The 23592-nt window shown below is 55.5% G+C and carries 19 protein-coding genes; 10 read left to right on the top strand and 9 right to left on the bottom strand.

Going from position 1 to position 23592, the window contains the following annotated elements:
- Positions 1 to 8 precede the first annotated feature (8 nt).
- Positions 9 to 2456 carry a penicillin-binding protein 1A gene (locus tag FIV46_RS02505; RefSeq protein ID WP_139938220.1) on the bottom strand — a complete coding sequence of 816 codons (2448 nt, stop codon included), beginning with the start codon at positions 2454 to 2456 and terminating at the stop codon, positions 9 to 11.
- Positions 2457 to 2572: 116 nt separating this feature from the next.
- The gene (locus FIV46_RS02500) at positions 2573 to 3787 is read right to left on the bottom strand and encodes an N-acetylmuramoyl-L-alanine amidase (RefSeq protein ID WP_139938219.1); all 1215 of its coding nucleotides are present in this window, start codon (positions 3785 to 3787) and stop codon (positions 2573 to 2575) included.
- Positions 3788 to 4373: 586 nt separating this feature from the next.
- On the opposite strand from FIV46_RS02500, the gene FIV46_RS02495 reads away from it, so the two are divergent.
- From FIV46_RS02495 to FIV46_RS02485, 3 genes are all read left to right on the top strand, one after another.
- Positions 4374 to 6965, top strand: a complete 2592-nt coding sequence (locus tag FIV46_RS02495) for an Rne/Rng family ribonuclease (RefSeq protein ID WP_219845827.1) — start codon at positions 4374 to 4376, stop codon at positions 6963 to 6965.
- A 173-nt stretch (positions 6966 to 7138) separates the two neighbouring features.
- Entirely contained in the window at positions 7139 to 8566 is a 1428-nt protein-coding gene (locus tag FIV46_RS02490; protein WP_219845826.1) for a M48 family metalloprotease, read from the top strand.
- Positions 8567 to 8588: 22 nt separating this feature from the next.
- Complete coding sequence (locus tag FIV46_RS02485) at positions 8589 to 9338, top strand: DsbA family protein (RefSeq protein ID WP_181163019.1); 750 nt, start codon at positions 8589 to 8591, stop codon at positions 9336 to 9338.
- A gap of 54 nt (positions 9339 to 9392) precedes the next feature.
- Here the strand turns inward: FIV46_RS02485 and ndk are convergent, their stop codons facing one another.
- Positions 9393 to 9815, bottom strand: a complete 423-nt coding sequence (gene ndk, locus FIV46_RS02480; RefSeq protein WP_139938216.1) for a nucleoside-diphosphate kinase — start codon at positions 9813 to 9815, stop codon at positions 9393 to 9395.
- A 143-nt stretch (positions 9816 to 9958) separates the two neighbouring features.
- Between ndk and FIV46_RS02475 the strand changes: the two genes are divergently transcribed.
- Both FIV46_RS02475 and FIV46_RS02470 read left to right on the top strand, forming a co-directional pair.
- Positions 9959 to 11842, top strand: coding sequence for an ABC-F family ATP-binding cassette domain-containing protein (locus tag FIV46_RS02475; protein ID WP_139938215.1), 1884 nt, complete (start codon positions 9959 to 9961; stop codon positions 11840 to 11842).
- A 124-nt stretch (positions 11843 to 11966) separates the two neighbouring features.
- Positions 11967 to 12236 (top strand): hypothetical protein, encoded by a 270-nt coding sequence (locus FIV46_RS02470; protein WP_139938214.1) that lies wholly within the window; start codon positions 11967 to 11969, stop codon positions 12234 to 12236.
- Here FIV46_RS02470 and FIV46_RS02465 read toward each other — a convergent pair whose 3' ends face one another.
- A complete protein-coding gene (locus tag FIV46_RS02465) occupies positions 12237 to 12689 on the bottom strand; it encodes a DNA polymerase III subunit chi (protein ID WP_139938213.1) in 453 nt (150 codons plus the stop codon). It abuts the gene before it with no gap.
- A complete protein-coding gene (locus FIV46_RS02460; protein ID WP_139938212.1) occupies positions 12689 to 14179 on the bottom strand; it encodes a leucyl aminopeptidase in 1491 nt (496 codons plus the stop codon). The genes FIV46_RS02465 and FIV46_RS02460 overlap by 1 nt, the downstream gene beginning before the upstream one ends.
- Before the next feature lie 181 nt (positions 14180 to 14360).
- Between FIV46_RS02460 and FIV46_RS02455 the strand changes: the two genes are divergently transcribed.
- From FIV46_RS02455 to rsmA, 4 genes are all read left to right on the top strand, one after another.
- On the top strand, positions 14361 to 16556 hold the full coding sequence (locus FIV46_RS02455; protein WP_139938211.1) for an LPS-assembly protein LptD: 2196 nt from the start codon (positions 14361 to 14363) through the stop codon (positions 16554 to 16556).
- Between the two features lie 78 nt (positions 16557 to 16634).
- Positions 16635 to 17927 (top strand): peptidylprolyl isomerase, encoded by a 1293-nt coding sequence (locus tag FIV46_RS02450; RefSeq protein WP_181163018.1) that lies wholly within the window; start codon positions 16635 to 16637, stop codon positions 17925 to 17927.
- Positions 17905 to 18930 carry a 4-hydroxythreonine-4-phosphate dehydrogenase PdxA gene (gene pdxA / locus FIV46_RS02445; protein ID WP_139938209.1) on the top strand — a complete coding sequence of 342 codons (1026 nt, stop codon included), beginning with the start codon at positions 17905 to 17907 and terminating at the stop codon, positions 18928 to 18930. Before FIV46_RS02450 ends, pdxA begins: the two co-directional genes overlap by 23 nt.
- A complete protein-coding gene (gene rsmA, locus FIV46_RS02440) occupies positions 18927 to 19775 on the top strand; it encodes a 16S rRNA (adenine(1518)-N(6)/adenine(1519)-N(6))-dimethyltransferase RsmA (protein ID WP_139938208.1) in 849 nt (282 codons plus the stop codon). The genes pdxA and rsmA overlap by 4 nt, the downstream gene beginning before the upstream one ends.
- Here rsmA and gmk read toward each other — a convergent pair.
- Together gmk and FIV46_RS02430 are read right to left on the bottom strand one after the other, a co-directional pair.
- Complete coding sequence (gmk, locus tag FIV46_RS02435) at positions 19772 to 20425, bottom strand: guanylate kinase (RefSeq protein WP_139938207.1); 654 nt, start codon at positions 20423 to 20425, stop codon at positions 19772 to 19774. The genes rsmA and gmk overlap by 4 nt on opposite strands.
- On the bottom strand, positions 20415 to 21302 hold the full coding sequence (locus tag FIV46_RS02430) for a YicC/YloC family endoribonuclease (protein ID WP_139938206.1): 888 nt from the start codon (positions 21300 to 21302) through the stop codon (positions 20415 to 20417). Before FIV46_RS02430 ends, gmk begins: the two co-directional genes overlap by 11 nt.
- Before the next feature lie 64 nt (positions 21303 to 21366).
- Here FIV46_RS02430 and FIV46_RS02425 point away from each other — a divergent pair, with 64 nt between their 5' ends.
- Positions 21367 to 22131 (top strand): SDR family NAD(P)-dependent oxidoreductase, encoded by a 765-nt coding sequence (locus tag FIV46_RS02425; protein ID WP_139938205.1) that lies wholly within the window; start codon positions 21367 to 21369, stop codon positions 22129 to 22131.
- 43 nt (positions 22132 to 22174) lie between these two features.
- Here FIV46_RS02425 and FIV46_RS02420 read toward each other — a convergent pair whose 3' ends face one another.
- Positions 22175 to 22465, bottom strand: a complete 291-nt coding sequence (locus FIV46_RS02420; protein WP_139938204.1) for a hypothetical protein — start codon at positions 22463 to 22465, stop codon at positions 22175 to 22177.
- 136 nt (positions 22466 to 22601) lie between these two features.
- On the bottom strand, positions 22602 to 23582 hold the full coding sequence (gene mltG, locus FIV46_RS02415; RefSeq protein ID WP_181163017.1) for an endolytic transglycosylase MltG: 981 nt from the start codon (positions 23580 to 23582) through the stop codon (positions 22602 to 22604).
- Positions 23583 to 23592 lie beyond the last annotated feature (10 nt).

Genomic DNA, 23592 nt, shown 5'->3' with positions numbered 1-23592 from the left:
ACAAGTTACTAGTAGATTCCACCGGTACCGGTGCGAACTTTGGTCCCTGTTTGCACCAGTGAATTAAATCCGTCAAGTACATCTGCAGTTTTTGTCGGGAAGGTTCCCTGGCGGAAGGCTTCGAGGATCGTATTCTTTTCTCCGGCCTGGGCGATCTGACCGGTTTTCGGATTGACCCGGACCAATCTTACCCCCGGCGGAATACGGAACGGGATAGAGGGCTCGTTCCTCAGCGCTTGTTTCATAAAGTCGCGGAAAATCGGCACGGCGACACTGGCCCCCTCTTCCCGGTTACCCAGAGAGCGCGGTGTATCAAACCCGGCGAAGACACCGACCACCAAGTCAGGGGAGAAACCGATGAACCAGGTATCGAAACTGTCATTGGACGTGCCGGTCTTGCCGGCCAGCGGTTTGCCCAACGCCCGGATGCGGATACCCGTGCCGCGCTGGACCACGCCTTCCATCATGGAGACCAGCTGGTAGGCGGTCACCGCGTCCAGCACCCGTTTGCGCTCGTCAGGCAGTTTCGGCTCTTCCTGATACTGCCAGTCTTCCACCTGACAGTTTTCACACTCCCGCTTGTCATGGCGGAAGATAGTATCGCCGTAGCGGTCCTGGATGCGGTCGATCAGGGTCGGGGTGATTTTCTTGCCGCCGTTGACAATCATGCCGTAGGCCGCGGTGAGATTCATCAGAGTAGTATCCCCTGCCCCGAGCGACATGGACAGCAGCGGCGGCAGATTATGGGTGATGCCCATGCGGTCGGCAATATCGACGATGCCGTCCATCTTGATATATTGCGCCAGGCGAACCGTCATCAGGTTCCGGGATTTTTCCAGGCCCAGCCGCAGGGTGCTGGGGCCGTAAAATTTATCACTGGAATTCTTGGGCTTCCACTTGCCCAGGCCAAAGCCCTGCTCCATGACAAAGGGCGCGTCCAGGATCAGGCTGGAGGGGGTAAAGCCCTTTTCCAGGGCCACGGCATAGACAAAGGGTTTGAAGGCACTGCCAGGCTGCCGTTTGGCCTGTGTGGCGCGGTTATATTCGCTGAGGCTATAGTCAAAGCCTCCGGACAAGGCCAGGACGCGGCCCGTATGCGGATCCATGGCGACGATGCCGCCGTTGATTTCAGGTATCTGCCTGAGGCCGTAGACAGAGAAATCCGGGTCAACCTGATCGCTCTTTGCGCCCGGCAGTTGCTCAACAATGATGACATCGCCAACAGCAAGTACTTCGCTCACCGCCTTGATTCGCGGCCCCAGATATTCGCCCTTGAGCCATTTGCGGGCCCATTTGACCTCATCCAGCGGGATCTGGCCCAATGTACCGTCTTTGGTCAGGATAGAAGCTCTTTCCTCCTGTACATCCCTGACCACGGCAAGCTGCCAGCTGTCTATCCCCAGCGGCACGTCGAGCTTGGCCAGTTCCGCCTGCCAGTCTTCCTCTTTTGAAAAACGGGTCACCGGTCCTTTATAGCCGTGGCGGCGGTCATAGGTGATCAGGCCGTTCTTCAGTTCCCGTTCGGCAATGGCCTGAAAACGGGGTGACAGGGTGGTGCGTACGAACAGTCCGCCCCCATACAGTTCATCGTCCCCGTAAAGATCCTTGAGTTCGCGGCGGACTTCCTCGGTGAAATATTCCGCCTTGAAGATATTGGTGCGTTCCGGTTTCCGGACGACAAGCGGATACTGGCCGGCCTCGCTGGCCTCTTGCTTGGAAATATAGCCTTCTTCAGCCATGCGTCCCAGGACCCAGTTGCGCCGCCCGACCGCGGCGTCATATTTGCGGACCGGATGATAATTGTTCGGCGCCTTGGGCAGAGCGGCCAGATAAGCCATTTCCTCAAGGGTCAGTTCGTCCAGGGATTTGTTGAAGTAGTAAAGGCTCGCGGCCGCCACCCCGTAGGAGCCGGCGCCAAGATAGATCTCATTGAGGTAAAGCTCCAGGATCTCATCCTTGGTAAAGGCGCGTTCGATCCGGTACGCAAGGATGGCTTCCTTGATTTTGCGCTCATAGCTGACCACCCCGGACAGCAGGAAGTTTTTCGCGACCTGCTGGGTAATGGTGGAGGCCCCGACCGGCCGGCGGCCGCTGAAGGCGTTTTTGACATTGACCAGCACCGCCCTGAGCACACCAAGATAATCAATTCCGCCGTGGGTGTAGAACGTCTTGTCCTCGGCCGAGATAAACGCCTGAATCAACGGCTTGGGAATGGCGGAGATCGGCACAAACAGCCGCTTCTGCCGGGCATATTCGGACAGCAGGCTTCCGTCACCGGCATAGATCCGGCTGACCACAGGCGGTTCATAGTTCGCCAACTGGTGATAGTCCGGCAGGTCGCGGCCATAACTGTTCAGGAGATAAAGCAGGCCGACAACGGCACAGACAAAGCCGACGAGAACCACAACCGTGGTCGCCCCAAGAATGTTTATCCAGATCTTTTTCCGTTTCGACATTATGCCTGACAGTTGATGATAAAACTAAACTCTAAGCCCGCTGGTACGGGCAACCTGATAGTTGCCCAATGTGTCATCTATATGGCCCAATTCTTTAATTTGAACAAAGAATATATTCAATTTGACGCAAAATTCTTCTGGAAATAACGATCGACGGCGGAGACGATGGACCGTCCTATTTTTTGCTGGGTTTCCTTCTGCATCAGCAGGCGGGCGTCATTGCTATTGGTCAGGTAGCCAAGTTCCAGCAGGACCGAGGGCACATCGAGCCCCTTGAGCACAAGAAGATTAGCCGTTCTGTGCGGCCGGGTCCTGAGCAGGGTTGACTGCCGGAGCTGGCCGACCAGTTCGGTGGCAAAACTGCTGGACAGATTCATGGTTTCCCGCTGCAGAAGTTCGATCAGGATGCCCTGTACTTCGTCCGGCTCCGCTTCCAGGTCCATGCCGGCAATGATGTCGGATTTATTTTCCCGCGCCGCCAGCGCAGCGGCCTCCCGGTCGGACGCTTTTTCGGAAAGGGTATAGACGGTGGCGCCCCTGACCCGGCTATCGGCGATGGAATCACAGTGGACCGAGATAAACAGGTCGGCCTGGTGGGCATGGGCCACATGGCTTCGGGCCCGGTGTTTGACATAGATATCGCGGTCCCGGGTCAGGATAACTTCATAACGTCCGGTCCGTTCCAGTTCCTGCTTGATGGTCCTGGCGGCGGTCAGGGCAACGGTTTTTTCCGGATATGCGGACGAGCCGTTCTTACCCAGGTTGCCCGGGTCGTGACCGCCGTGCCCGGGATCAAGCACAATCAGTTTTTTTGTCCGGCCTGAGCGGGTGCTTTCCACCACCGGCTGCGGCGGGCGGGTTGCCGCCGTCATTTGCCGGGGTTTGCGGATCGTGCCGGCAAACTCCTTTTGGGAAATCTTCCTGAGATCAATGACGAAGCGATAGGGTTTGCTTTTTGTCGGCGGCAGGAAAAATGACTTGTCCACTTTCACGGGACTCTTCAAGTCAAGGACAATGCGCGAGGTGCCCTGCTTGAACAGGCCGTAGCGGTACCGTGCAATAAAACCGTCACCATCCGCCCCACCGGGGCCGATTTTCCACTCCACTTCGGCAATATCGATTACGATGCGGTTGGGATCGGCCAGCGTGAAGATGGAAAAGTCCACTTTCTTGCTCATTTCCAGAACGAAGCGGGTTCGCCCCTTGTGTTCTCCGATCCGCGCGGCAGTCACTTCCGGAACGGCGGAAAAGGCATATGATCCGCCGAAAACATATGAAATTAACAGACAAAAGAGCAGTAATGCTTTCGATACTGTTTTGTTGAAAATCATATTTCCTTATTGTTCCCAATCTCGCCTGTATCCCATTTTTAATATAATTTGGCGCAGAACCAAAGTTTTTTTCATCTTTTCCGGGGATTTATCACTTTCTCTATTGTATCAGTCAGTTTGTCGGCTTATGTTATAGGAATACTGGAAGGTGGAGTTCCGTAACCTGTTTAGTTATTTATGGAAATATCCGCCGAAGGTTGACAAGATTTAAGACGAATTGGTCAATGGTCAGAGGGGAGGCAAGACTTCCTCAACAGAAAATTGATACAAGCGTCTGACAGAAAGAAATTTCAGGTGACTGTATTTCTTTTCTCCCGATAACCGGGGCACTTTATTTTCGCAGGAAAATAAAAATAATAATTAAAGTAACCGAATATGAAATTCAGAGCTCATCAATTCCCAGGGACAGATCCGGCAGTAAACTGCCAAGATGTTCTCTCCAGCCGGTTTAACGCCGCAGTGCTGGAACAAGCGATGGGCTCCCTCTTATCCAAACAACCAAACATGATAAGTCAAAGTTCAGCTCGCCCACAGGAGGCTACTCCCCCTGCGCGTTTGAGCGAACTTTGTCGTGGAGACTATTTAAATGGCAATTCGCATGCTTATCGACGCATCGCACGAGGAAGAGACTCGTGTAGCCGTCGTTCGCGGGAATCGTGTGGAGGAATTCGATTATGAGTCCACATCCCGTAAACCCCTTAAAGGAAACATCTATCTCGCCAAGGTAACCAGGGTCGAACCCTCTTTGCAGGCTGCGTTCGTTGATTACGGCGGCAACCGGCACGGTTTCCTTGCCTTCAGCGAGATCCATCCCGACTATTACCAGATTCCTGTCGCCGACCGGGAAGCCCTGATCGCCCAGGAAGCCGCTGCCAACGCCGACATTCTGGAAGAAGAAGCGCCGGCCGAGGAACCTTCGGAAAAACCGGAAGAAGCTGAAGCCGAACAGGGTGAAGAAACCTCTGAAGCCGTGGCTGAAACATCCGATGACGAAAAAGCCGGGGAAGCCGCCGCCGGAGACAACGGCGAGGAAAGCAGTGACGAAGAAATTGAATCCCTTCATTCCGACGACGAAGAGGAAGAAGCAAAACTTCGCCTGCGCATGGCGAAACGCCTGCGTCACAAATATAAAATCCAGGAAGTCATCAAGAAACGCCAGATCATCCTGGTTCAGGTGGTCAAGGAAGAGCGCGGCAACAAGGGCGCGGCCCTGACAACCTATCTGTCCCTGCCCGGCCGCTACTGCGTCCTGATGCCCAACACCCTGCATGGCGGCGGCGTCAGCCGCAAGATTGCCAGTGGCCAGGACCGCAAACGCCTGAAAACCATCCTGGCCGACCTTAACATGCCGCAGGGCATGGCCTGCATCATCCGCACCGCCGGCGCCAGCCGCACCAAGCTCGAAGTCAAGCGTGACTATGACTATCTGACCCGTATGTGGGAAAAGATCCGCGAACTGACCCTGAAGTCGATTGCCCCGACCATGATTTATGAGGAAGGCAATCTGATCAAGCGCAGTATTCGCGACCTCTATACCCGCGAGATCGATGAAATTTTTGTTGAAGGCGAAGAAGGCTATAAGACGGCCAAGGCCTATATGAAACTGCTGATGCCGAGCCACGCCAAGAAGGTTCAGAATTACCAGGATGACATCCCTCTCCTGCAGCGGTTCCAGGTGGAAAGCCATCTCGATTCCATGTACAACCCCTCGGTCCAGCTCCGCTCAGGTGGCTATATTGTCATCAACCCGACCGAAGCGCTGGTGTCCATCGACGTGAACTCGGGCAAGGCGACCAAAGAGCATAATATCGAGGAAACCGCCTACAAGACCAACCTGGAGGCGGCCGAAGAGATTGCCCGGCAGTTGAAACTGCGCGATATGGCCGGCCTGATCGTGATCGACTTTATCGACATGGAAGATCGCGGCAACATCCGTTCTGTCGAGCGCAGGATGAAGGAATGCCTGAAATCCGACCGGGCCCGCATCCAAGTCGGCAAAATCAGCACCTTTGGCCTGATGGAAATGTCCCGCCAGCGTCTGCGCGCCGGGGTTCTTGAATCCAGCACCCGCACCTGCCCGCACTGCGACGGCACCGGGATTATCCGGTCCGTGGAATCCCAGTCCCTGCACATTATCCGGGTAATCGAGGAAGAAGGGATCCGCAAACGGTCCAGCAACCTGGTGCTTTACCTGCCGGCCAATGTTGCCATCTACATTCTGAACCAGAAGCGCCAGCAGCTGATGGAACTGGAACAGCGTTATGGCTTCAGTGTCGGCATTTCCATTGACGAAAGCCTGACAGAGAACGGCTACCGCATGGAGCGGACCGAAGGGCAGAAGCTGAAAACTGAAGCGAAAAACAGCCTGCAGCTGGGTGTCGATGTTTCTACACTTGTCGATGTGACGGAGGACGATGTTTCCGAAGATCACGAAGAAGAGCGGGAAAAACCGAAACGCAAGCGCCGCCGCCGCCCCCGCCGCCGCAACAAGAAAGATCGCGCCGAGGGTCAGGAAGCTACTGAGGAAACCGCTGCCGGCGAACAGGCTGAAACTGGCGAACCCGCAGAGCAATCTGCCGGAGAAGCAGAAACAGCTGAAGGCGGTGAGAAAAAATCCTCCCGTCGTCGTCCTCGCCGCCGCAGCAAGCGGGACAAGACAGAACAGGGTGAAGCCCTGGCCGCTGAGGAGTCTGTAACTGCGGAATCCGCAGAACAGCCCGAAACAGCCCCTGAAGCCGAAACGGCGACCGAAGGCGAAGAAAAGCCCAAGCGGCCGCGTCGTCGTCGCCCCCCTAAGACGGAAGCCCAGGAAGAGAATGCAGGCCAGGCTGAAGAAGCCAGTGAGGCTGCTGAAACCACAGGCGCTGAAGGGGAAGCCGCTGCGGAAGAGGCCGTGAAGGAAGAAAAACCCAAGCGCCGCCGGACCCGCAAGCCTAAAGCCGATGCCGCAGCGCAAGAAAAGGCGGAACCTGCCCAGGAGGAAAAACCGGCCGAGGAAGCTGCCAAACCGGCACGGGAGCCCGAGAAAAAGCCGGAAACCAAGGCCGCACCGGAACCCTCCCCGTTTGTGAATGTTATCGAGGTTGGCAGCAAATCCGAGGAAGCCGCGGACAAGGAAAGCGAAGACAAGCCCAAAGGCGGCAAAAAAGGCTGGTGGCAGCGCGCTTTCGGTGATTGATTTCTGCTGACGCAGTAACAATATAAATAAGGTCCAGTCACGATTGGGCCTTATTTTTTTGTCTTAATTATAACAGGGATGTGAATGGGGGTGTGGTGCGTTTTTATTTGACGTAATTCCGGAGGAACCATACCTTATCGATGATGTCTTTTCTAGCGGCAAATAACGGGTTAGTGAGAACCCTTGCGGTCATACTTCCACTCAGTATGATCTTCACTTCTGTTGCCCAGGCGCAACGCGGCGGCGGGCTGTCGATCCTGCGGGACGCGGAAATAGAGCATACTATCCGGGACTTTGCTGAGCCGCTGTTTGAAGCCGCCGACTTAACCCCGGACTCCGTCGATACCTATATCGTCAATGACAAATCTCTCAACGCCTTTGTAGCCGGCGGACAGAATATTTTCATCCATACCGGTCTGATTATCGAGGCCAAAAACTATAACGAACTGGTCGGTGTTCTCGCGCACGAAACCGGCCATATCACCGGCGGTCATATCACTCGTTTCTCTGACGGCCTGAAAGGCGCCACCGCCATGACCATCCTGGGCACCCTGCTTGGCGCCGCCGCCATAGCCGCAGGCTCGGGCGATGCCGGTATGGCCCTGATGCTAGGTGGGCAGCATCTGGGGACGCGGAGCTATCTGAAATACAGCCGGACCCAGGAATCCGCCGCCGACCAGGCCGGCCTCACTATTCTGGAAAAAACGCACCAGAGCGGTGAAGGCCTGATCAGCTTCCTGGATTACCTCGGGGACCAGGAACTGCTGAGTTCCTATCAGCAGGACCCCTATGCCCGAACTCACCCGGTCAGTATCGAACGTATATCCAAACTGCGGCAGCGGGTCACCTCCTCTCCCTGGTACAAGGCCCCGCCGGATCCGGTGATGGAATATAAATTCAAGCGCATGCAGGCCAAGCTTTTCGGCTATCTAAAGCCGGGCATGACCACCCTGAACAAGTATCCGCAATCTGACCAGAGCGTCTATGCCCGTTACGCCCGGGCCTTCGCCTATCACAAGCTGCACCAGGTGCCGGAGGCGCTCAGGGAAATCAACTCCCTGATCGAGGAACTGCCGAAGGATCCCTATTTTTATGAAACCAAGGGACAAATCCTGTTTGAAAACGGTTTTGTGCGGGAAGCAGGTGATGCCTATCGCCAGGCGGTAAAATATCTGCCGTCCAATCCCCTGATCCGGGTTTCCTTCGCCCAGGCGCTGCTGAATACCGAAGATGATGCGCTGGTGGATGAGGCGCTGGATAGCCTTAAGTATGCCCTTGCCAAAGACCCTAACAACTATTTTGCCTGGCTGCAGGCGTCCATTGCCTATCATCGCAAGGGTAACGAAGCTATGACCCGTTATGCCTCTGCGGAGCGTTTCCTGCTTGCAGGGGACGTACGTGGCGCCATGGTCAATGCCAAGTTCGCCATGGATAACCTGCCGAAAAATTCCACTGAATGGATCCGGGCCCAGGATATCCTGGTTACGACACAATCCAACCTGAGCCCGAACGCCCAGGAAAAACTGCCACCCCTGCCGGATAAAAAGCCGGACAATGATGATCAAAACGGAGACCATTCACTGTTCTTCGCCGACCGATGAAAACTCTATTCAGGAAATTCCGATGTATTCAAACCTCCCCAAAGCCTGCCGTCAGGCCGGCAGCACGCTGGCTCTAATCGGCACCGTTATATTCTCTGCCCCGGCGTTTGCCGAGGACAGCAACTTCACGCCGGCAGAGAAAATGGAAATCAACCAGATGATCCGTCAATATCTTCTGGATAATCCCGACATCATCCCGGAGGTTATCGGTATCCTGCAGCAACGTCATACGGCGGAAGTACTCAAGCAACTGCATGTGCCGCTTTATGAGGACAATGTCAGCTATGTGGACGGCAATCCCGACGGTGATGTTACCGTCGTGGAGTTCCTTGACTATAATTGCGGTGTCTGCAAGGCCAGCCTCAGCACCGTTGAAGCCTTGAAAAAACAGGATCCTAACATCAGGATTATCTATAAGGAATATCCCATCCTCAAGGAAAGTTCCATTACCGCGGCCAAGGCTGTGCTTGCCGCCAAGAAACAGGGGAAGTATCTGGAGCTGCATACAGCGCTGCTGCAAAATACCAAGACGCTGACAGAGAAACTGATTTTCAAAATCGCCAAAGAGGTGGGGATCGATGAGCAAAAGCTGGCCATTGACATGCTGGATCCCATCATCGACCGCACGCTCCGGGAAAATTCCTCGCTTGGCGAACAATTGAATATCTCCGGAACCCCCAGCTTTATCATCGGCGACAATATTCTGATCGGGGGGTACCGCCTGGCAACGCTCCGACAAGTGGTAGAGGAAACACGGTCCCAAAAGGACTAGACACAAAAAAGGCTCCGCACTGCGGAGCCTTTTCCTTAACGGGCGTTCTTCAGCTTAGCCGACGATTTCGTCGTCGTTGAAGAAGAATTTGATTTCGATTTCCGCGTTCTCCAGGGAATCCGATCCGTGCACGGAGTTTTCACCGATAGACAGGGCATATTCCTTACGGATCGTGCCGGGAGCAGCTTCTTCCGGGTTGGTGGCGCCCATGATTTCACGGTTGCGGGCCACAGCATCTTCGCCTTCCAGAACCTGAACGACAACCGGCTCTGACATCATGAACTCTACCAGTTCACCAAAGAACGGGCGTTCTTTGTGCACAGCATAGAAACCTTCAGCCTGTTCCTTGGTCATGTGAATGCGCTTGGAAGCAACAACCCGCAGGCCACCGTCTTCGAGCATCTTGGTGATGGCGCCGGTCAGGTTGCGTTTTGTGGCGTCGGGTTTAATGATGGAAAAGGTGCGCTGGATAGCCATGTCTTCAATCCTTTTGTAAATAAAATAGCAGTTTGCGGCGGTTTATAGTGCCTTCCGCAACTTTGTGCAACAGTAGAAATGATCCGTTGCACTTTTAAGAAATCCTGTTAAATCCTGTAGCCAACAGGAAACCGGAAAAGAATATGCTACAAATTCAGGACATCAGTTATCGTATCGGCGGCAAATTGCTTCTTGACGGGGCGTCGGCCCGCATTCCGGCCGGTCACAAGGTGGGTATCGTCGGCCGGAACGGCGCCGGAAAGTCAACCCTGTTGAAACTGATCTCCGGAGAGCTTGAGATGGACAGCGGCGCCATCCAGCTGCAGAACCGTACACGCCTCGGCCAGGTGGCCCAGGAAGCCCCGGGAGGTCCCGAAAGCCTGCTGGAGACAGTGTTGGCCGCAGATCACGAGCTTCAGGAGCTGGAGACGCAGGCACAGACCGAAACCGATCCCCATAAAATTGCCGAAATACACACCAGGCTGGCCGATATCGACGCCCATACGGCGCATGCCCGTGCCGCCAGCATCCTGGCCGGTCTCGGCTTTGATAAGGAAGCACAGGCCCGTCCCTGTTCATCCTTTTCCGGCGGCTGGCGCATGCGGGTGGCCCTCGCCTGCACCCTGTTCATCCGCCCCGATCTTCTGTTGCTGGACGAACCCACCAACTATCTCGATCTTGAAGGGGTGATGTGGCTGGAAAATTTCATCCGCACCTACCCCTATACGGTGATTATCGTCAGCCATGACCGGGACCTGCTGAACAGTTCAGTCTCCGCCATCCTGCATCTGGAGCAGTGCAAGTTGAAACTCTACACCGGCGGCTATGACGACTTCGAAAAGCTGCGCCGGGAACAGCTGGCCCTGCGGCAGGCCAATATCGCCAAGCAGGAAGCGGCGCGCAAGCACCTGCAGAGTTTCATTGACCGGTTCAAGGCCAAGGCCAGCAAGGCCAAGCAGGCCCAGAGCCGGGTCAAGATGCTGGAGAAAATGGAGCCGCTGGAAGCTGTCATTGAAGAGCGAAGCTTCTCTTTTGAATTTCCCAACCCGGCGCCGCTGGCGCCGCCCCTGCTCACCCTGGAAAAAGGCGAAGTCGGCTATAGCCCCGGACAGCCGGTGTTGAAGCGCCTGAACCTGCGTATGGATATGGATGACCGGATCGCCCTGCTCGGCCAGAACGGCAACGGCAAATCCACTTTTGCCAAACTGGTCGCCGGCCGCCTGGATCTCATGGCCGGGGAAATGAAAAAATCCGCCAAACTGGAAGTCGGATATTTTGCCCAGCATCAGCTGGATGAACTTAACCCGAAAGGCACACCGCTCAGTCATCTGACGGCGCTGATGCCGGATGTGCCGGAGAGCAAGGTTCGTGCCCGCCTCGGCAGCTTTAACTTCGGGGCCGACAAGGCGGAAACCGTAGTCGAAAACCTGTCCGGCGGTGAGAAAGCCCGCCTTCTCTTCTGTATCATGAGCCTCAGGGCCCCGCATATCCTGATCCTCGACGAACCCACCAACCATCTGGATGTGGAGAGTCGCGAGGCCCTGGTGCATGCCATCAATGCTTACGAGGGTGCCGTGATCATGATCAGTCATGACCGGCACCTGATCGAAGCCTGTGCCGACCGCCTGTGGCTGGTGCATGACGGTACCGTAAGCAGCTATGACGGCGACATGGAGGATTACCGGAAATTCATCCTGCGGCAACGCTCAGGAGAAAAACCCGAGAAGGCGGAAAGAAAAGCTAATAACAAACCAGCTGATTCCTCTTCCGATAGTTTGGAGCTGGAAAAGCTCAAAAAACAGGCCACCGTTCTGGAACAGGACATCGAATCATTGGAATCGGAAATCGAAAAATACGACCGGGCACTCCGGAATCCGAAACTCTACGACCGTGAGGATCCGAAAAACCAGGTGGCTTTGGAAAAATTCACCCGGGAACGCAAACAATTGTCTGACAAGCTGGAGGCCCGGGAAGCCGAATGGCTGGAAATCAGCGAGAAAATTGAAAATAAATCGCTACAGGGGTGATCTAGTTAAAGTTTTATTTGTTTCTTAAGAACGGTTTTACCTTCCGTGCCTATAAAGGTTTTCAACCAGAAAAAAAGAGGGTTGGGATCTTTAAAGTATCTATTTTTGTTATGTGGTGACGAATATGCACGACGGCTTGGAAGACATTAAAAGATTTGAGGCTGCGGTCTTTAACCAGCAGGTCCGCGATTATGAAAGGGATGGTCGTGTTCATCCGAGCTTTGATTCCTCCTGGGCTGACCTGAATTTTTTCACCTTCGAATGCGCGAGCAAAGATGAGGTCGTTCGACTGATCGAGAAGAAATATCCGCCGCGCAAGGGTTTTGTGATTAGCGATATCATCGAAATCAGGGAATTCGAATTTGTTCGTCCGGCAGGTGTGCCGACGTTCTGATCAGGAGGCCTTCTGGCTCCATCCCCCTGCCTCGGTCTGCTGCCAGTAGGTCAATGTATGACCGGAGGATTTATAGGCCGTCCAGCGTTCCCGGGCGGCCTGAACTTTTTCAGGGTCTGTGCCGTCAAACATTTCCAGCACCCGGGCAAATCCGTCAAAATCTTCCATCTTGCACCCGTCAGTCAGCACCAGGACATCGGCCTTGTTCGGATTTTCCATTTCCGTGGAAATATAAACCGGCTGGCTGTCAGCCCATTTATACCCTTTGCTGCCGTGCGGCAGGAAACTGGCCGGATCAAAGGACCATAGCACCTGGTCAAGCTCCTCCATCATTTCCTTGTTGCCGGTGATCACCACGGCGCGATGTCCCCTTTCCAAAACCTTTTGCAGAAGCTTCGGCAAGGCCTGGTTCAGGGACTGACGCTGGAGATGATAGAAGCTGATGTCGGTCATCAGTCTTCGTAATTGTCCCGGATGAAGCGATCAAGCAGACGCACGCCGTAGCCGGTCGCCCCCTTTTCGGCGAGGTCAGACGGCTTTTGCTTCCAGGCCGTCCCGGCAATGTCGATATGGACCCAGGGAACATCATTGACGAAGCGCTGCAGGAACTGGGCGGCGGTGATGCTGCCGGCATTGCGGCCGCCCACATTCTTCATGTCGGCAATATCGGAATTGATCAACTCGTCATAGGAAGACCCCAGCGGCAGGCGCCAGACCCCTTCCCCGGTTTGCTCGCCGGCCGTAAACAGCTGTTCGGAAATTTTGTCGTCATTGGAGAAGATACCGGCATATTCCTGGCCAAGCGAGATCAGTATCGCGCCCGTCAGAGTCGCGAGGTCGATCATCATTTTCGGCTTGAAGCGATCCTGGGTGTACCAGAGCGCGTCACACAGCACCAGGCGCCCTTCGGCATCGGTGTTGATGACCTCGATGGTCTGGCCGGACATGCTGGTCACCACATCGCCGGGACGCTGGGCGGTCCCGGACGGCATGTTCTCCACCAGGCCGACGACGCCGACAACATTGACCTTGGCCTTGCGCCCGGCCAGCGCCTTCATCAGGCCGACAACGGAGGCTGACCCGCCCATGTCGAATTTCATGTCTTCCATGCCGGCACCCGGCTTCAGGCTGATGCCGCCGGTATCGAAGGTAACGCCCTTGCCGACAAAGGCCAGCGGCGCTTTTTTCTTGTCGGAGCCTTGCCAGCGCATGATCACCAGATGGGATTCGCTGGCGCTGCCCTGGCCAACGCCGAGCAGGGCACCCATGCCCAGTTCTTCCATCTCGTCTTCGCCGAGGACTTCCACATCCACACCGAGGCTGGAGAGTTCCCTGATCTGCTCCACATAGCTTTCGGGATAAATCACATTGCCCGGCTCGGTGACCAGGTCGCGGGCGAACAGCACGCCGTCAGCCACCTTGTCCATGGGCTCGAACAGGCTCTTTGCCTTGGCGGCAGCGGTCGAGAGGATATTGAAGGAGATAACCGACGGCTTTTTGTCATCAGCCTCCTTGGTACGGTATTTGTCAAACCGGTAACGACGGAGCTTGGCGCCATAGGCGATATTGGCGGCGACGTCTTCGGCGCTCATGTCCGCTTTCTTGACGGCCTCGACAGCGACAGACAGCTCTTCCTCGCCGCAGGTCATCTGACGGGCCATGATTTTACCGCCCGCCTGCTGCAGCTTCAGTTCCTTGAGGTCCTCGGCGTTGCCAAGTCCCATCACCAGGACATTGGAAACTTTCAGGCCGCAGGGCGCCGGAATGGAGATAATTTCCCCGAAGTTGCCCTTGAATTTCGACACCTTCATTGCCCGACTGAGCTGACCGTCGGTTTCCTTGTCAATTTTTCTGGCGAAAGTTGACAATTTGCAATCACTATAGGCCAATACCACAAGGTTGCCTTTTTGGGGCACTTCATTTTTCAGGAAATTTATTTTCATATTTGCCTCAATTACGTCTATGTCACATCTAGAATGTTCTTATAAAAGAGATAGCCCCCTGCATGCGGATGTTCAAGAAGAAACGCCTGACAAATGCCCGCAAGGGCAAAAAACTTCTTTAACAGTCATTTCAATAATTTAAAGTAGGCAAGAAAAACAAAAATCTGTAAAACAAGCCCCCATGAAAAAATCATTTTTATTGTTATTGCTTTCAACCTCCCTTTGTACGCTCGTGGCCCCGGTCAGCCATGGCGCGGATGTTGATGGCGACAGCAGTAAAGAAGACTATCAGCGGGAGACGATCGATTTCGCCGCTGACAGAGTGACATATGATCCCGACAGCGGAGAAGTCATCGCCAGCGGCGACGTCACCCTGTATCAGGATGGCCGGGTGCTCAGGGCTGATACCGTCACCTATAATGAAAAGACCGGCATGGTCAAAGCGGACGGCAAGGTCACGATCCGGGACAGAAGCGGTAATATCCTCTATGTGGAAAATGCCGAACTGGAGGATAGTTTCAGGGACGGTTTTATCCGCAATGTGCGCGTCCTGTTTTCCGACGATTCCCGTCTTATGGCGCGCGAGGGCGAACGCCGCGGCCACCAGACCATTGTGCGCAATGCCGCCTACTCGCCCTGCCGCATCTGCCTCAAAGACGGTCCGGAACATCCTCTGTGGCAGATCAGGGCCAAAAAAGTTACCCATGACGAGGAAGATCATATCATCCGCTATGAGGATGTGGTGCTGGAAGTGGCCGGTATTCCTGTATTCTATACGCCGATCTTTTCCCACCCGGATCCCACGGTAAAATATATGTCCGGCTTCCTTGTCCCGGACATTGGAAGTTCAGGCGAGCTCGGCCTGTTTGCCCATATCCCCTATTATGTCGCCATCGATCCGCACCGGGATTTCACTTTCGAACCGATCATCTCCTCTGACGAGGGAATTGTCGCCGGCGGCACCTTCCGCCAGCATACGGGCAACGGCCAGTTCCGCATCAACGGATCATTTTCCAACGTCAATGTCAGGGATGACAACTTTGAGAAAACCGGAGATCACGAGATCCGCGGTCACTTCCTGACCGACGGCAAATTCACCCTGGATACCTTCCAGCCGTTCGACATCGGCGATTGGCAGTGGGACTATACCCTGCACTGGGTGAGTGACGATACTTACCTGCGGCGCTATTATGCCGACAAGTCGGACGTGCTGGAGAGCCACGCCCGGCTCGAATGGTTCAACGGTAACGATTATGCCACGCTGGGTGTATATGGTTTCCAGGGCCTGGACGAAGTGGATGATATCAACAAGACCCCGCAAGCCCTGCCGGCAATGGATGTCAATCTGGTCAGTCGCCCCCTGTTCTGGAACAGCACCCTGAAGACCAATTTCAACTCGGCTTCAGTCTATCGTGCGGAGGGCATGGATACCCACCGGGCCAGTCTCGGCAGCGAATGGACCCTTCCCATACAGGGACCGATGGGTGACTTTTATACCTTTTCAGCCAGTCTGCGGGGGGATGTCTATTACAACCGCGCTACCGACGACCCCGACCGGGAGCAATATGCCGGTGAAGACGGTACTTACGGACGCCTCCTGCCGATGCTTGCCCTGGACTGGCGTATGCCCTTCATCCGGCTCGGAGAAAGCACCCAGCAAATCATTGAACCGCTGGTCAGTGTGGTTGTTGCCCCCAATGACAAGAATATTCCTGAAATCACCAACGAAGACAGCCGCAACTTCGAATTCGACGAAAACAACCTGTTCAATCACAACCGATACAATGGCTATGACCTGTGGGAAGGCGGGACCCGGGTAAATTACGGTGTGCGTTACAGTCTCCATTCCAACCTGTTCAACCTGCAGGCCACGTTGGGGCAAAGCTACCGCGTCGATGACAGCGAAGCCTATCCGGTCGGTTCCGGCTTTGACGGCAACCTCTCGGACTTTGTCGGCCGCCTGGATGTCAGCCTCGGGGAGCATCTGGACTATGTGCACCGCTTCCGGCTGGATAAAAACAGCTTTGCCCTGCGGCGCAATGAAATGCTTGTTTCCGGCGGCTGGAAATGGTTCCGGGCCAATGTACGCTATCTAGACCTGGACCGGGATACCACGGACCTTACCGGAACCGAGCTTCTCAACCGGCAGGAGCTGGGCATGGGCGCCGAGGTCTATGTGAACAAAAAGTGGACCGTGCACGGCAGCTGGGTGCAGGACCTTCTGAACGAAAAAACCATTTCATATGATGCCGGGGTGATCTATCGGGACGAATGTCTTGAATTCGGATTGCGGTATGAACAGAGGTTTACGTCAGACCGCGATATTGCTCCGTCGAAAACCATCCACTTCAGGTTTGTCCTGAAGAATCTGGGTTAGGCTGGATTTTTAAAATAAAAGAGTTTAGAAGAGAGACAAAGGGCAATGAAGGCCATAGGGATTGAGAGAGTACTAGGAATGAAAAATTTGTTCAGGCTGATCTGTTACAGCCTCCTCGGCTGCATCGTTTTTTCAGCTTCACCTCTTCGGGCGCAGCAGCAACAACAGAAACTGGATGATGTTCAGGAGATTGTTGCCATTGTGAATGACGAGGTCATCTCTCTTTATGATCTCAAACAGCGCATGTTGTTGTTCCTGCTGTCCTCCGGCCGGCAGCAACTGAACCAGGAAGAAACAAAATATGTTCAGCAACAGTCCCTGCAAAGCCTGATTGACGATAAACTGAAAATCGGTGAAGCAGAAAAATACAAGGCGGTTATCTCCCAGGAGGAGCAGGAACAGGCTTTCGCCGGCTACGCCCAGCAGTTCAATTTGTCCCCGGAGCAGTTCGAGCAACAGCTTACCCAGGCAGGTATCGATAAAAAATCCATGCTCAAGCAGATTGAAGCCAGCCTCGCCTGGGAACAGGTGGTCGGCGGCCTGCTGATGCCGCAGGTCAGTGTGACCGATGATGAGATCTACAACACCATCGAGCGTTTCGAGCACAACAAAGGCCAGGATGAATACCGCATCCGGGAAATTTTCCTGCTGGTTACCGACAATACCCGCCGGGATGAAAGCAAACAGGCGGCTCAGCGCATCTATGACCAGCTCAAAAGCGGTTCCGCACAATTCCCCATCATGGCGCGGCAGTTTTCTGCCTCCACAACTTCTGCCGTTGGCGGCGATATGGGCTGGGTCATGAAAAGCGAGCTGCCCAAGGAATTTGTCGCCGCAGTCAGCGGTGCGCAAAAGGGCGATATCATTGGTCCCATTGAGCGGGAAGACGGCTTTTATGTCCTGCAGCTCGAAAATAAGCGAAAAGTTCTGACCCCCAGTCCCGATGATACCCAGGTGACGCTGAAGCACCTGTTCTTCAAAATTGCCGCCGGGGCCAAGGAAAATGAAGTCGCCGCTCTTGAAAAAGCGGTCGATTCCATGGGGAAACAGATTGAGGGTTGTGACGATGTGGAAGCAAAAGCCAAAGCTTTTGAAGCCACCAGCAGCGGCAGCCTGGGCACGCTGACCGTTGGGGAACTCCCGCCGGCCATGCACAAGACCCTGCTGGAGACCAAAGTCGGGTCAGCTACCAAGCCACTGCGGGAAGATGACGGATTCCGGCTGATGGTGATTTGCGACCGGGAGGTGCCCGAGATCAATATCCCCGGATATGAGGCCGTGCAAAACAACCTCACAAACCAGCGCGTTGGCCTGATGGCCCGGCGTCATTTGCGGGACCTGCGCCGCGATGCCATTATCGACTACAGGTAATCCAGCAAAACCACTGGCGGTCTCCATCGGCGAACCGGCCGGTATCGGTCCGGAAATTATCTGCAAGGCCTGGCACTCCCGGGAGGAGGAAAAGCTTCCTCCTTTCTTTGTGCTCGGTTCTACCGCCATTCTGGAAAAGCTGTCCCCTACGACGCCTGTTCAGGAGATACAGGCCCCGGAGGACTGTGCCGATCTGTTTGATCAGGCCCTGCCGGTGCTGGATATTCCCTGCGCCGCCGAGGCGGTTCCCGGTTCTCCCTCCCAGGCAACAGCGGCCATGGTGATCCAGGCCCTGGATCAGGCCGTTAAGCTTTTCTTTGAAAATAAAATTGCCGGACTGGTGACGGCGCCGATCCAGAAGTCGGTACTTTACCGGGCCGGGTTTGACTGCCCGGGTCACACGGAATATCTGGCCCAGCAGTGTGCCGATAAAACCAGCGAGCTGCAAAAGGCGGTGATGATGCTGGCCTGCGACGAGCTGAGGGTCATTCCGCTGACCATTCATGTCCCCCTGTCGGAGGTGCCAAAGCTTGTCACCGAAGACCTGATTATTGAAACCTGTCGCAAAGTTGACCGGGCCCTGAGGCAGGATTTCGGCCTTGCCCAGCCGCGCATCGCCGTGGCCGGGCTCAATCCCCATGCCGGAGAAGAGGGCGGCATTGGTCGTGAAGAAATCGAAGTTATCGGTCCTGCCCTGAAAAAGCTCCAAGCCGAGGGTCTGACCATCTTCGGTCCCCTGTCGGCGGATACCATGTTCCACGACCTGGCGCGCACCACCTATGACGTGGCGGTCTGCATGTATCACGATCAGGCCCTGATCCCGATCAAGACCCTGGATTTTGACGGCGGGGTCAACATAACCCTCGGCCTGCCGTTGATCCGCACCAGCCCCGATCACGGCACCGCGCTCAATATCGCGGGACAGGGCAAGGCCAATCCGAAAAGCTTTATCAAGGCGCTCAAAACCGCCGAATTCATGGCCCGGCAGAGGGGTGTTGCATGACCGACGACGGACTGCCGCCGCTGAGGGAGGTCATCAACAGCTTCGGCCTCGCCGCCAAGAAATCTCTGGGGCAGAATTTCCTCACCGACCTCAATCTGACCGGCAAAATCGCCCGTTCCGCCGGCGACCTCAGCAACAGTGTGATTTATGAAGTGGGGCCCGGACCCGGCGCCCTCACCCGCGCCCTGTTGATGAACGGCGCCTACCGGGTCGTTGCGGTGGAAATGGATGAACGCTGTATCGAGGCCCAGAAGCAGATTCAGGCCGCCTATCCCGGGCGGCTGGAGGTCATCCACGGCGACGCCATGCAGGTGGATGAACGGGAATTGATCGGCGATCCCGGGGACAAGGACATCCGCATCGTCGCCAACCTGCCCTATAACGTGGGCACCGCCCTGCTGATCAAATGGCTGACCGCAGAAAACTGGCTGCCCTGGTACAAGTCTTTGACGTTGATGTTCCAGAAGGAAGTGGGCGACAGGATTGTGGCTCAGCCGGGCAGCAAGGCCTACGGCCGGCTGTCAGTGCTAGCGCAGTATCGGGCCGAGGCACGCAAACTATTTGACGTCCCGGCCCGGGCCTTTGTGCCGCCGCCCAAGGTGACAAGCTGCATTGTCCAGATCACCCCCCATGAAGAGAAACCCGATACGCCAAACCAAAAGGTCCTGGAACGGGTGGTCAGCGCCGCCTTCGGCCAGCGCCGCAAGATGCTGCGCGCCAGCCTGAAGAGCCTGGGTGTGGATCCGTTGCCGAAACTGGAAGCTGCCGGAATAAAGGAAACTGCCCGGGCCGAGGAACTCAGTGTAGAGGATTTCTGCCGCCTGGCGCGGCACTATGAATCCTAATCTTCCTCGCCCATCAGGTCCTTGACGAAGGAAAGCAGTCCCGTCTGGCGCTCCCGCTTCAGCCGTTCCGCCTTGAGGATGGAAAAGAGTTCTTCTTCCGCCTGGTCCAGGTCTTCATTGACGATGATATAGTCATATTCCGCCCAGTGGCTGATTTCCTGGTTGGCCTTGGACATGCGTTTGGCCACCACTTCATCCGTATCCTGAGCCCGGGCTCTGAGACGGCGTTCCAGCTCATCCTTGCTGGGCGGCAGGATAAAGACCCGGACCAGGTCGCCCTTGGCCTTCTGCGCCAGCTGCTGGGTGCCCTGCCAGTCAATATCGAACAGGATGTCCCGGCCCTGTTGCAGAGCTTTCTCGACGGGTGCGGCAGGCGTGCCGTAGTAATTGTCAAACACCCGGGCATGTTCCAGGAAGCCATCCTGCGCCACGAGGTCTTCAAATTCTGGAATAGTGACAAAATTATAGTCGACGCCATCGGCTTCGCCCGGCCGCGGTTCCCGGGTGGTGGTCGAAATACTCATGGTTATCTGGTCGTCTTTTTCCAGCAGCAGGCGGCTCAGGGTGGATTTCCCGGCGCCAGACGGGGACGACAGAACCAGCAGAAGTCCGCGACGCTTGATATCCATGGAGAGGGCCTTACTCGACATTCTGAACCTGTTCCTTGAATTGATCGATGGCCGCCTTGAGCGCCAGCCCGACCTGGGTCAGGCTAATGTCGGAGGATTTGCTGCACAGGGTATTGGCTTCGCGGTTGAATTCCTGGGACAGGAAATCAAGTTTGCGTCCAACCGGATCGGTCGCTTGCAGCAGTTTGCGCGCGGCCTCGATATGCGCCACAAGCCGGTCCAGCTCTTCCTTGACGTCCGCCTTGGTGGCCAGGATGGTGACTTCCTGGGCGATGCGGTCGGGATCAAGTCCTGCCTTGTCGTCCAGCAGGGAGCTGACTTTTTCCATAAACCTGGTCCGGATCAGCTCCGGCTGACCGGCGGCAATGCCTGTCGCTTCCTGCACACCACGCTCGATCTCGGCAATAATTTTTTCCAGCATCGAAGTGGTGGCGGCCCCTTCCTGCAGGCGGTTTTCCTTGAGCGCGGCGATGGCGTCCATGAAGCTGTCTTCGATGGCCGTGTCCCTGGCCCTGCGGAAATCCTCGTCCTCTTCGCCTTCGATGATCTGCACGAGGTCGCGCACGCTCATCAGGTTGGCGATGTCCGGCTGCGGCAGGTGATTGTTGGCGCTGGTATCCGTCACAATCTGGACCAGTTGGTCCAGGGCATGCTGGTTGACCTTGACCTGGACCTCTTCACTTTCCCGATGCAGTTGCAGGTTCACGTTAACACTGCCCCGGGCGATATGCTTCTTGAGGAGCCCGCGCACGGTCTGGTCCATCGCTTCAAATCCGGATGGAATACGGCACCGGATATCCAGTCCTCGCCCATTGACGCTTCTGATTTCCCACACCCAGCTGTAGTTTTCCCAATGGCCCTGGATGCGGGCAAACCCGGTCATGCTCGATAAAGTCATTTGCAGCCGCCTGTCTGTTCACTATAGTTTACATTTTGTAATGCTATAGCAGGAACTTGCCCAAATGGACAATCCTAAATCCATTCTCATTACCGGTGCCAGCAGCGGCATCGGCGAAGCTCTCGCCCTGGAATATGCGGCGCCTGGCGTCACCCTGTTTCTGTCCGGCCGGGACCCGGAGAGAACTACGGCAGTGGCCGAGGCCTGTCGCGAAAAAGGCGCCGAAGCCGATAGCAGGGTCATTGATGTCAGCAACAAGGACGCCATGGCCGGCTGGATCGCCGACTGCCACCGTCAACGCCCCCTCGACCTGGTCATTGCCAACGCCGGGATCGGCTTGGGCTTTCACAAGGATGTGGATCTGGAAAAGCATACCGAGGAGATTTTCGCGACTAATGTGAGCGGTGTATTCCATACCGTTCATCCGGCCCTGGAACTGATGCGGCAGCAGGGTGGCGGCCAAATCGCCATCATGGCGTCACTGGCAGCCTACCACGGCATGCCCTCCTCGCCGGCCTATTCCACCAGCAAGGCCTGCGTCAAGGCCTATGGCGAGGCGCTCAGGGGCGCCTATTGGTCGGAAGGTATTGAAGTCAATGTCATCTGCCCGGGTTTCGTCGAGAGCCGGATCACCCGCCGCAACAAATTTCCCATGCCATTTTTCATGAGCGCCGAGAAGGCCGCGAGGATAATCCGCAAGGCACTCCGGAAAAACAAAGCACGCATCACCTTCCCCTGGCAAACCAGGCTGATGTTCGGCGGTGCCGTACGGCTTCTTCCCGCCTCCCTGATGGATCGCTTCCTGCGCACCCTTCCGGACAAAACATGAAAAAGGAACCTCGAGGGTTCCTTTCCCCAGTGCTCCCTTTGAACTACTCCGGCTTGTCTTGATCCGTCGTCAGTTCTTCTTCGGATTTTTTGTAAACGGCCTTGGATTCCGGCGTTTCCATGGTCTCCATACTGTCATTGACTTGCGGAGTGGCTTCATCTACCGGGCCGGCGGCCGGATCAACAGTCTGAACCTCCTCGGCGGCTTTTTCCATTTCAGTCTTGGATTTTTCCATTTTTTCCTGTTTTTCACCGGCCTGCAGTGCGGCAGGCAAAAGACAGAATGCGGTGATAATAGTGACAACAAACGGCAGGCGAATGAGACGTGCGCACATAGCTATGCTCCTGTTCAAATTATAGGAATAAAATCGAACTGAAACTCAACTCGGGTATGCGTAGGATTATGTATTAATAATATACTATTGGGGCGCGAATTAGGCAATTACAGTCAACAGACTGATCGCAGACCTGCTAGTTGCTGTTCAGCCTACGCTCTTTTTCCAGCCCCCGCAATTTCTGCACATTGCGGTTGTGTTCCTCATTGGTGACGGCAAAGCTGTGACCGCCGTCTCCGTTAGCGACGAAGTAAAGTTCCTCTGTCGGCAACGGATGCATGACGGCCATGATGCTGGCTTTTCCCGGGTGGGCAATGGGAGTGGGCGGCAGTCCCCGGATCACATAGGTATTATACCAAGTATGGGTACGCAGGTCCTTCTTCGACAAAGGGCGGCCGAGATCGCCGGTTTTGGTCAGGCCATAGATAACAGTCGGGTCAGTCTGCAGGCGCATCTTCTTGCGCAGCCGATTGAGAAAGACCCCGGCAATACGGGCCCGTTCTTCCTCCAGCGAGGTTTCCTTTTCGACAATACTGGCCAGGACCAGGGCCTCTTCCGGACTGTTCAGCGGCAGGTCCGGATCGCGGAGTGACCACTGATCCAGCAGGAATTCCTTTTGCCTCGCCTGCATCCGGCTGATCAGCTCGTTGCGGTACTCATCCCGGGTATAGAGATAGGTTTCCGGCATAATGCTGCCTTCCGCCGGCAGGGCGGAAATGTCTCCGGAAAGATTGTCGATGCTGTTCAGGTAGGTGACAATCTGATGGCTGGTCCAGCCCTCGACAATGGTCAGCTTGTGATGAATGACATTGCCGCTGGATAGCAGCTCCATGATGTCCTGCATGGTCGAGCCGGCGGCTATCTCATATTCTCCGGCCTTGAAAGAGGTATCCCGGCCCGCCAGGCGCACGCCGAGACGGAAAATATCACCGTTGCTGATGATGCCCTTATCAGCGAGGTCGAAAGCGGTTTTGCCCACTCCCTGCCCCTTAGGCAGCAGATAGACGGTATTTTCCTCGAGAATGGTCTTGCCGGTGAATTCGCGATAGCCCAGAAAGGCAAACAGCGCCGCAAATGCGACGCTGCCCACAACCAGCAAAATAATATATTTCCACATCCCCCGCATG

This window comes from Emcibacter nanhaiensis (assembly GCF_006385175.1).
GTDB classification, from domain to species: domain Bacteria; phylum Pseudomonadota; class Alphaproteobacteria; order Sphingomonadales; family Emcibacteraceae; genus Emcibacter; species Emcibacter nanhaiensis.
The sequence above is the reverse complement of the archived record's forward strand: the minus strand, read 5'-3'. Positions and strand labels throughout refer to the sequence as shown.

Excerpts from the sequence above, each read along its gene's own strand:
- FIV46_RS02475 (WP_139938215.1), top strand. The coding sequence starts at position 9,959 with ATGCTACAAATTCAGGACATCAGTTATCGTATCGGCGGCAAATTGCTT.
- pdxA (WP_139938209.1), top strand. The coding sequence starts at position 17,905 with ATGCCATTATCGACTACAGGTAATCCAGCAAAACCACTGGCGGTCTCC.
- FIV46_RS02465 (WP_139938213.1), bottom strand. The coding sequence starts at position 12,689 with ATGACCGACATCAGCTTCTATCATCTCCAGCGTCAGTCCCTGAACCAG.
- FIV46_RS02430 (WP_139938206.1), bottom strand. The coding sequence starts at position 21,302 with ATGACTTTATCGAGCATGACCGGGTTTGCCCGCATCCAGGGCCATTGG.
- FIV46_RS02485 (WP_181163019.1), top strand. The coding sequence starts at position 8,589 with ATGTATTCAAACCTCCCCAAAGCCTGCCGTCAGGCCGGCAGCACGCTG.
- FIV46_RS02455 (WP_139938211.1), top strand. The coding sequence starts at position 14,361 with ATGAAAAAATCATTTTTATTGTTATTGCTTTCAACCTCCCTTTGTACG.
- ndk (WP_139938216.1), bottom strand. The coding sequence starts at position 9,815 with ATGGCTATCCAGCGCACCTTTTCCATCATTAAACCCGACGCCACAAAA.
- rsmA (WP_139938208.1), top strand. The coding sequence starts at position 18,927 with ATGACCGACGACGGACTGCCGCCGCTGAGGGAGGTCATCAACAGCTTC.
- mltG (WP_181163017.1), bottom strand. The coding sequence starts at position 23,582 with ATGTGGAAATATATTATTTTGCTGGTTGTGGGCAGCGTCGCATTTGCG.
- FIV46_RS02450 (WP_181163018.1), top strand. The coding sequence starts at position 16,635 with ATGAAAAATTTGTTCAGGCTGATCTGTTACAGCCTCCTCGGCTGCATC.
- FIV46_RS02470 (WP_139938214.1), top strand. The coding sequence starts at position 11,967 with ATGCACGACGGCTTGGAAGACATTAAAAGATTTGAGGCTGCGGTCTTT.
- FIV46_RS02420 (WP_139938204.1), bottom strand. The coding sequence starts at position 22,465 with ATGTGCGCACGTCTCATTCGCCTGCCGTTTGTTGTCACTATTATCACC.
- gmk (WP_139938207.1), bottom strand. The coding sequence starts at position 20,425 with ATGTCGAGTAAGGCCCTCTCCATGGATATCAAGCGTCGCGGACTTCTG.
- FIV46_RS02495 (WP_219845827.1), top strand. The coding sequence starts at position 4,374 with ATGGCAATTCGCATGCTTATCGACGCATCGCACGAGGAAGAGACTCGT.
- FIV46_RS02500 (WP_139938219.1), bottom strand. The coding sequence starts at position 3,787 with ATGATTTTCAACAAAACAGTATCGAAAGCATTACTGCTCTTTTGTCTG.
- FIV46_RS02505 (WP_139938220.1), bottom strand. The coding sequence starts at position 2,456 with ATGTCGAAACGGAAAAAGATCTGGATAAACATTCTTGGGGCGACCACG.
- FIV46_RS02425 (WP_139938205.1), top strand. The coding sequence starts at position 21,367 with ATGGACAATCCTAAATCCATTCTCATTACCGGTGCCAGCAGCGGCATC.
- FIV46_RS02460 (WP_139938212.1), bottom strand. The coding sequence starts at position 14,179 with ATGAAAATAAATTTCCTGAAAAATGAAGTGCCCCAAAAAGGCAACCTT.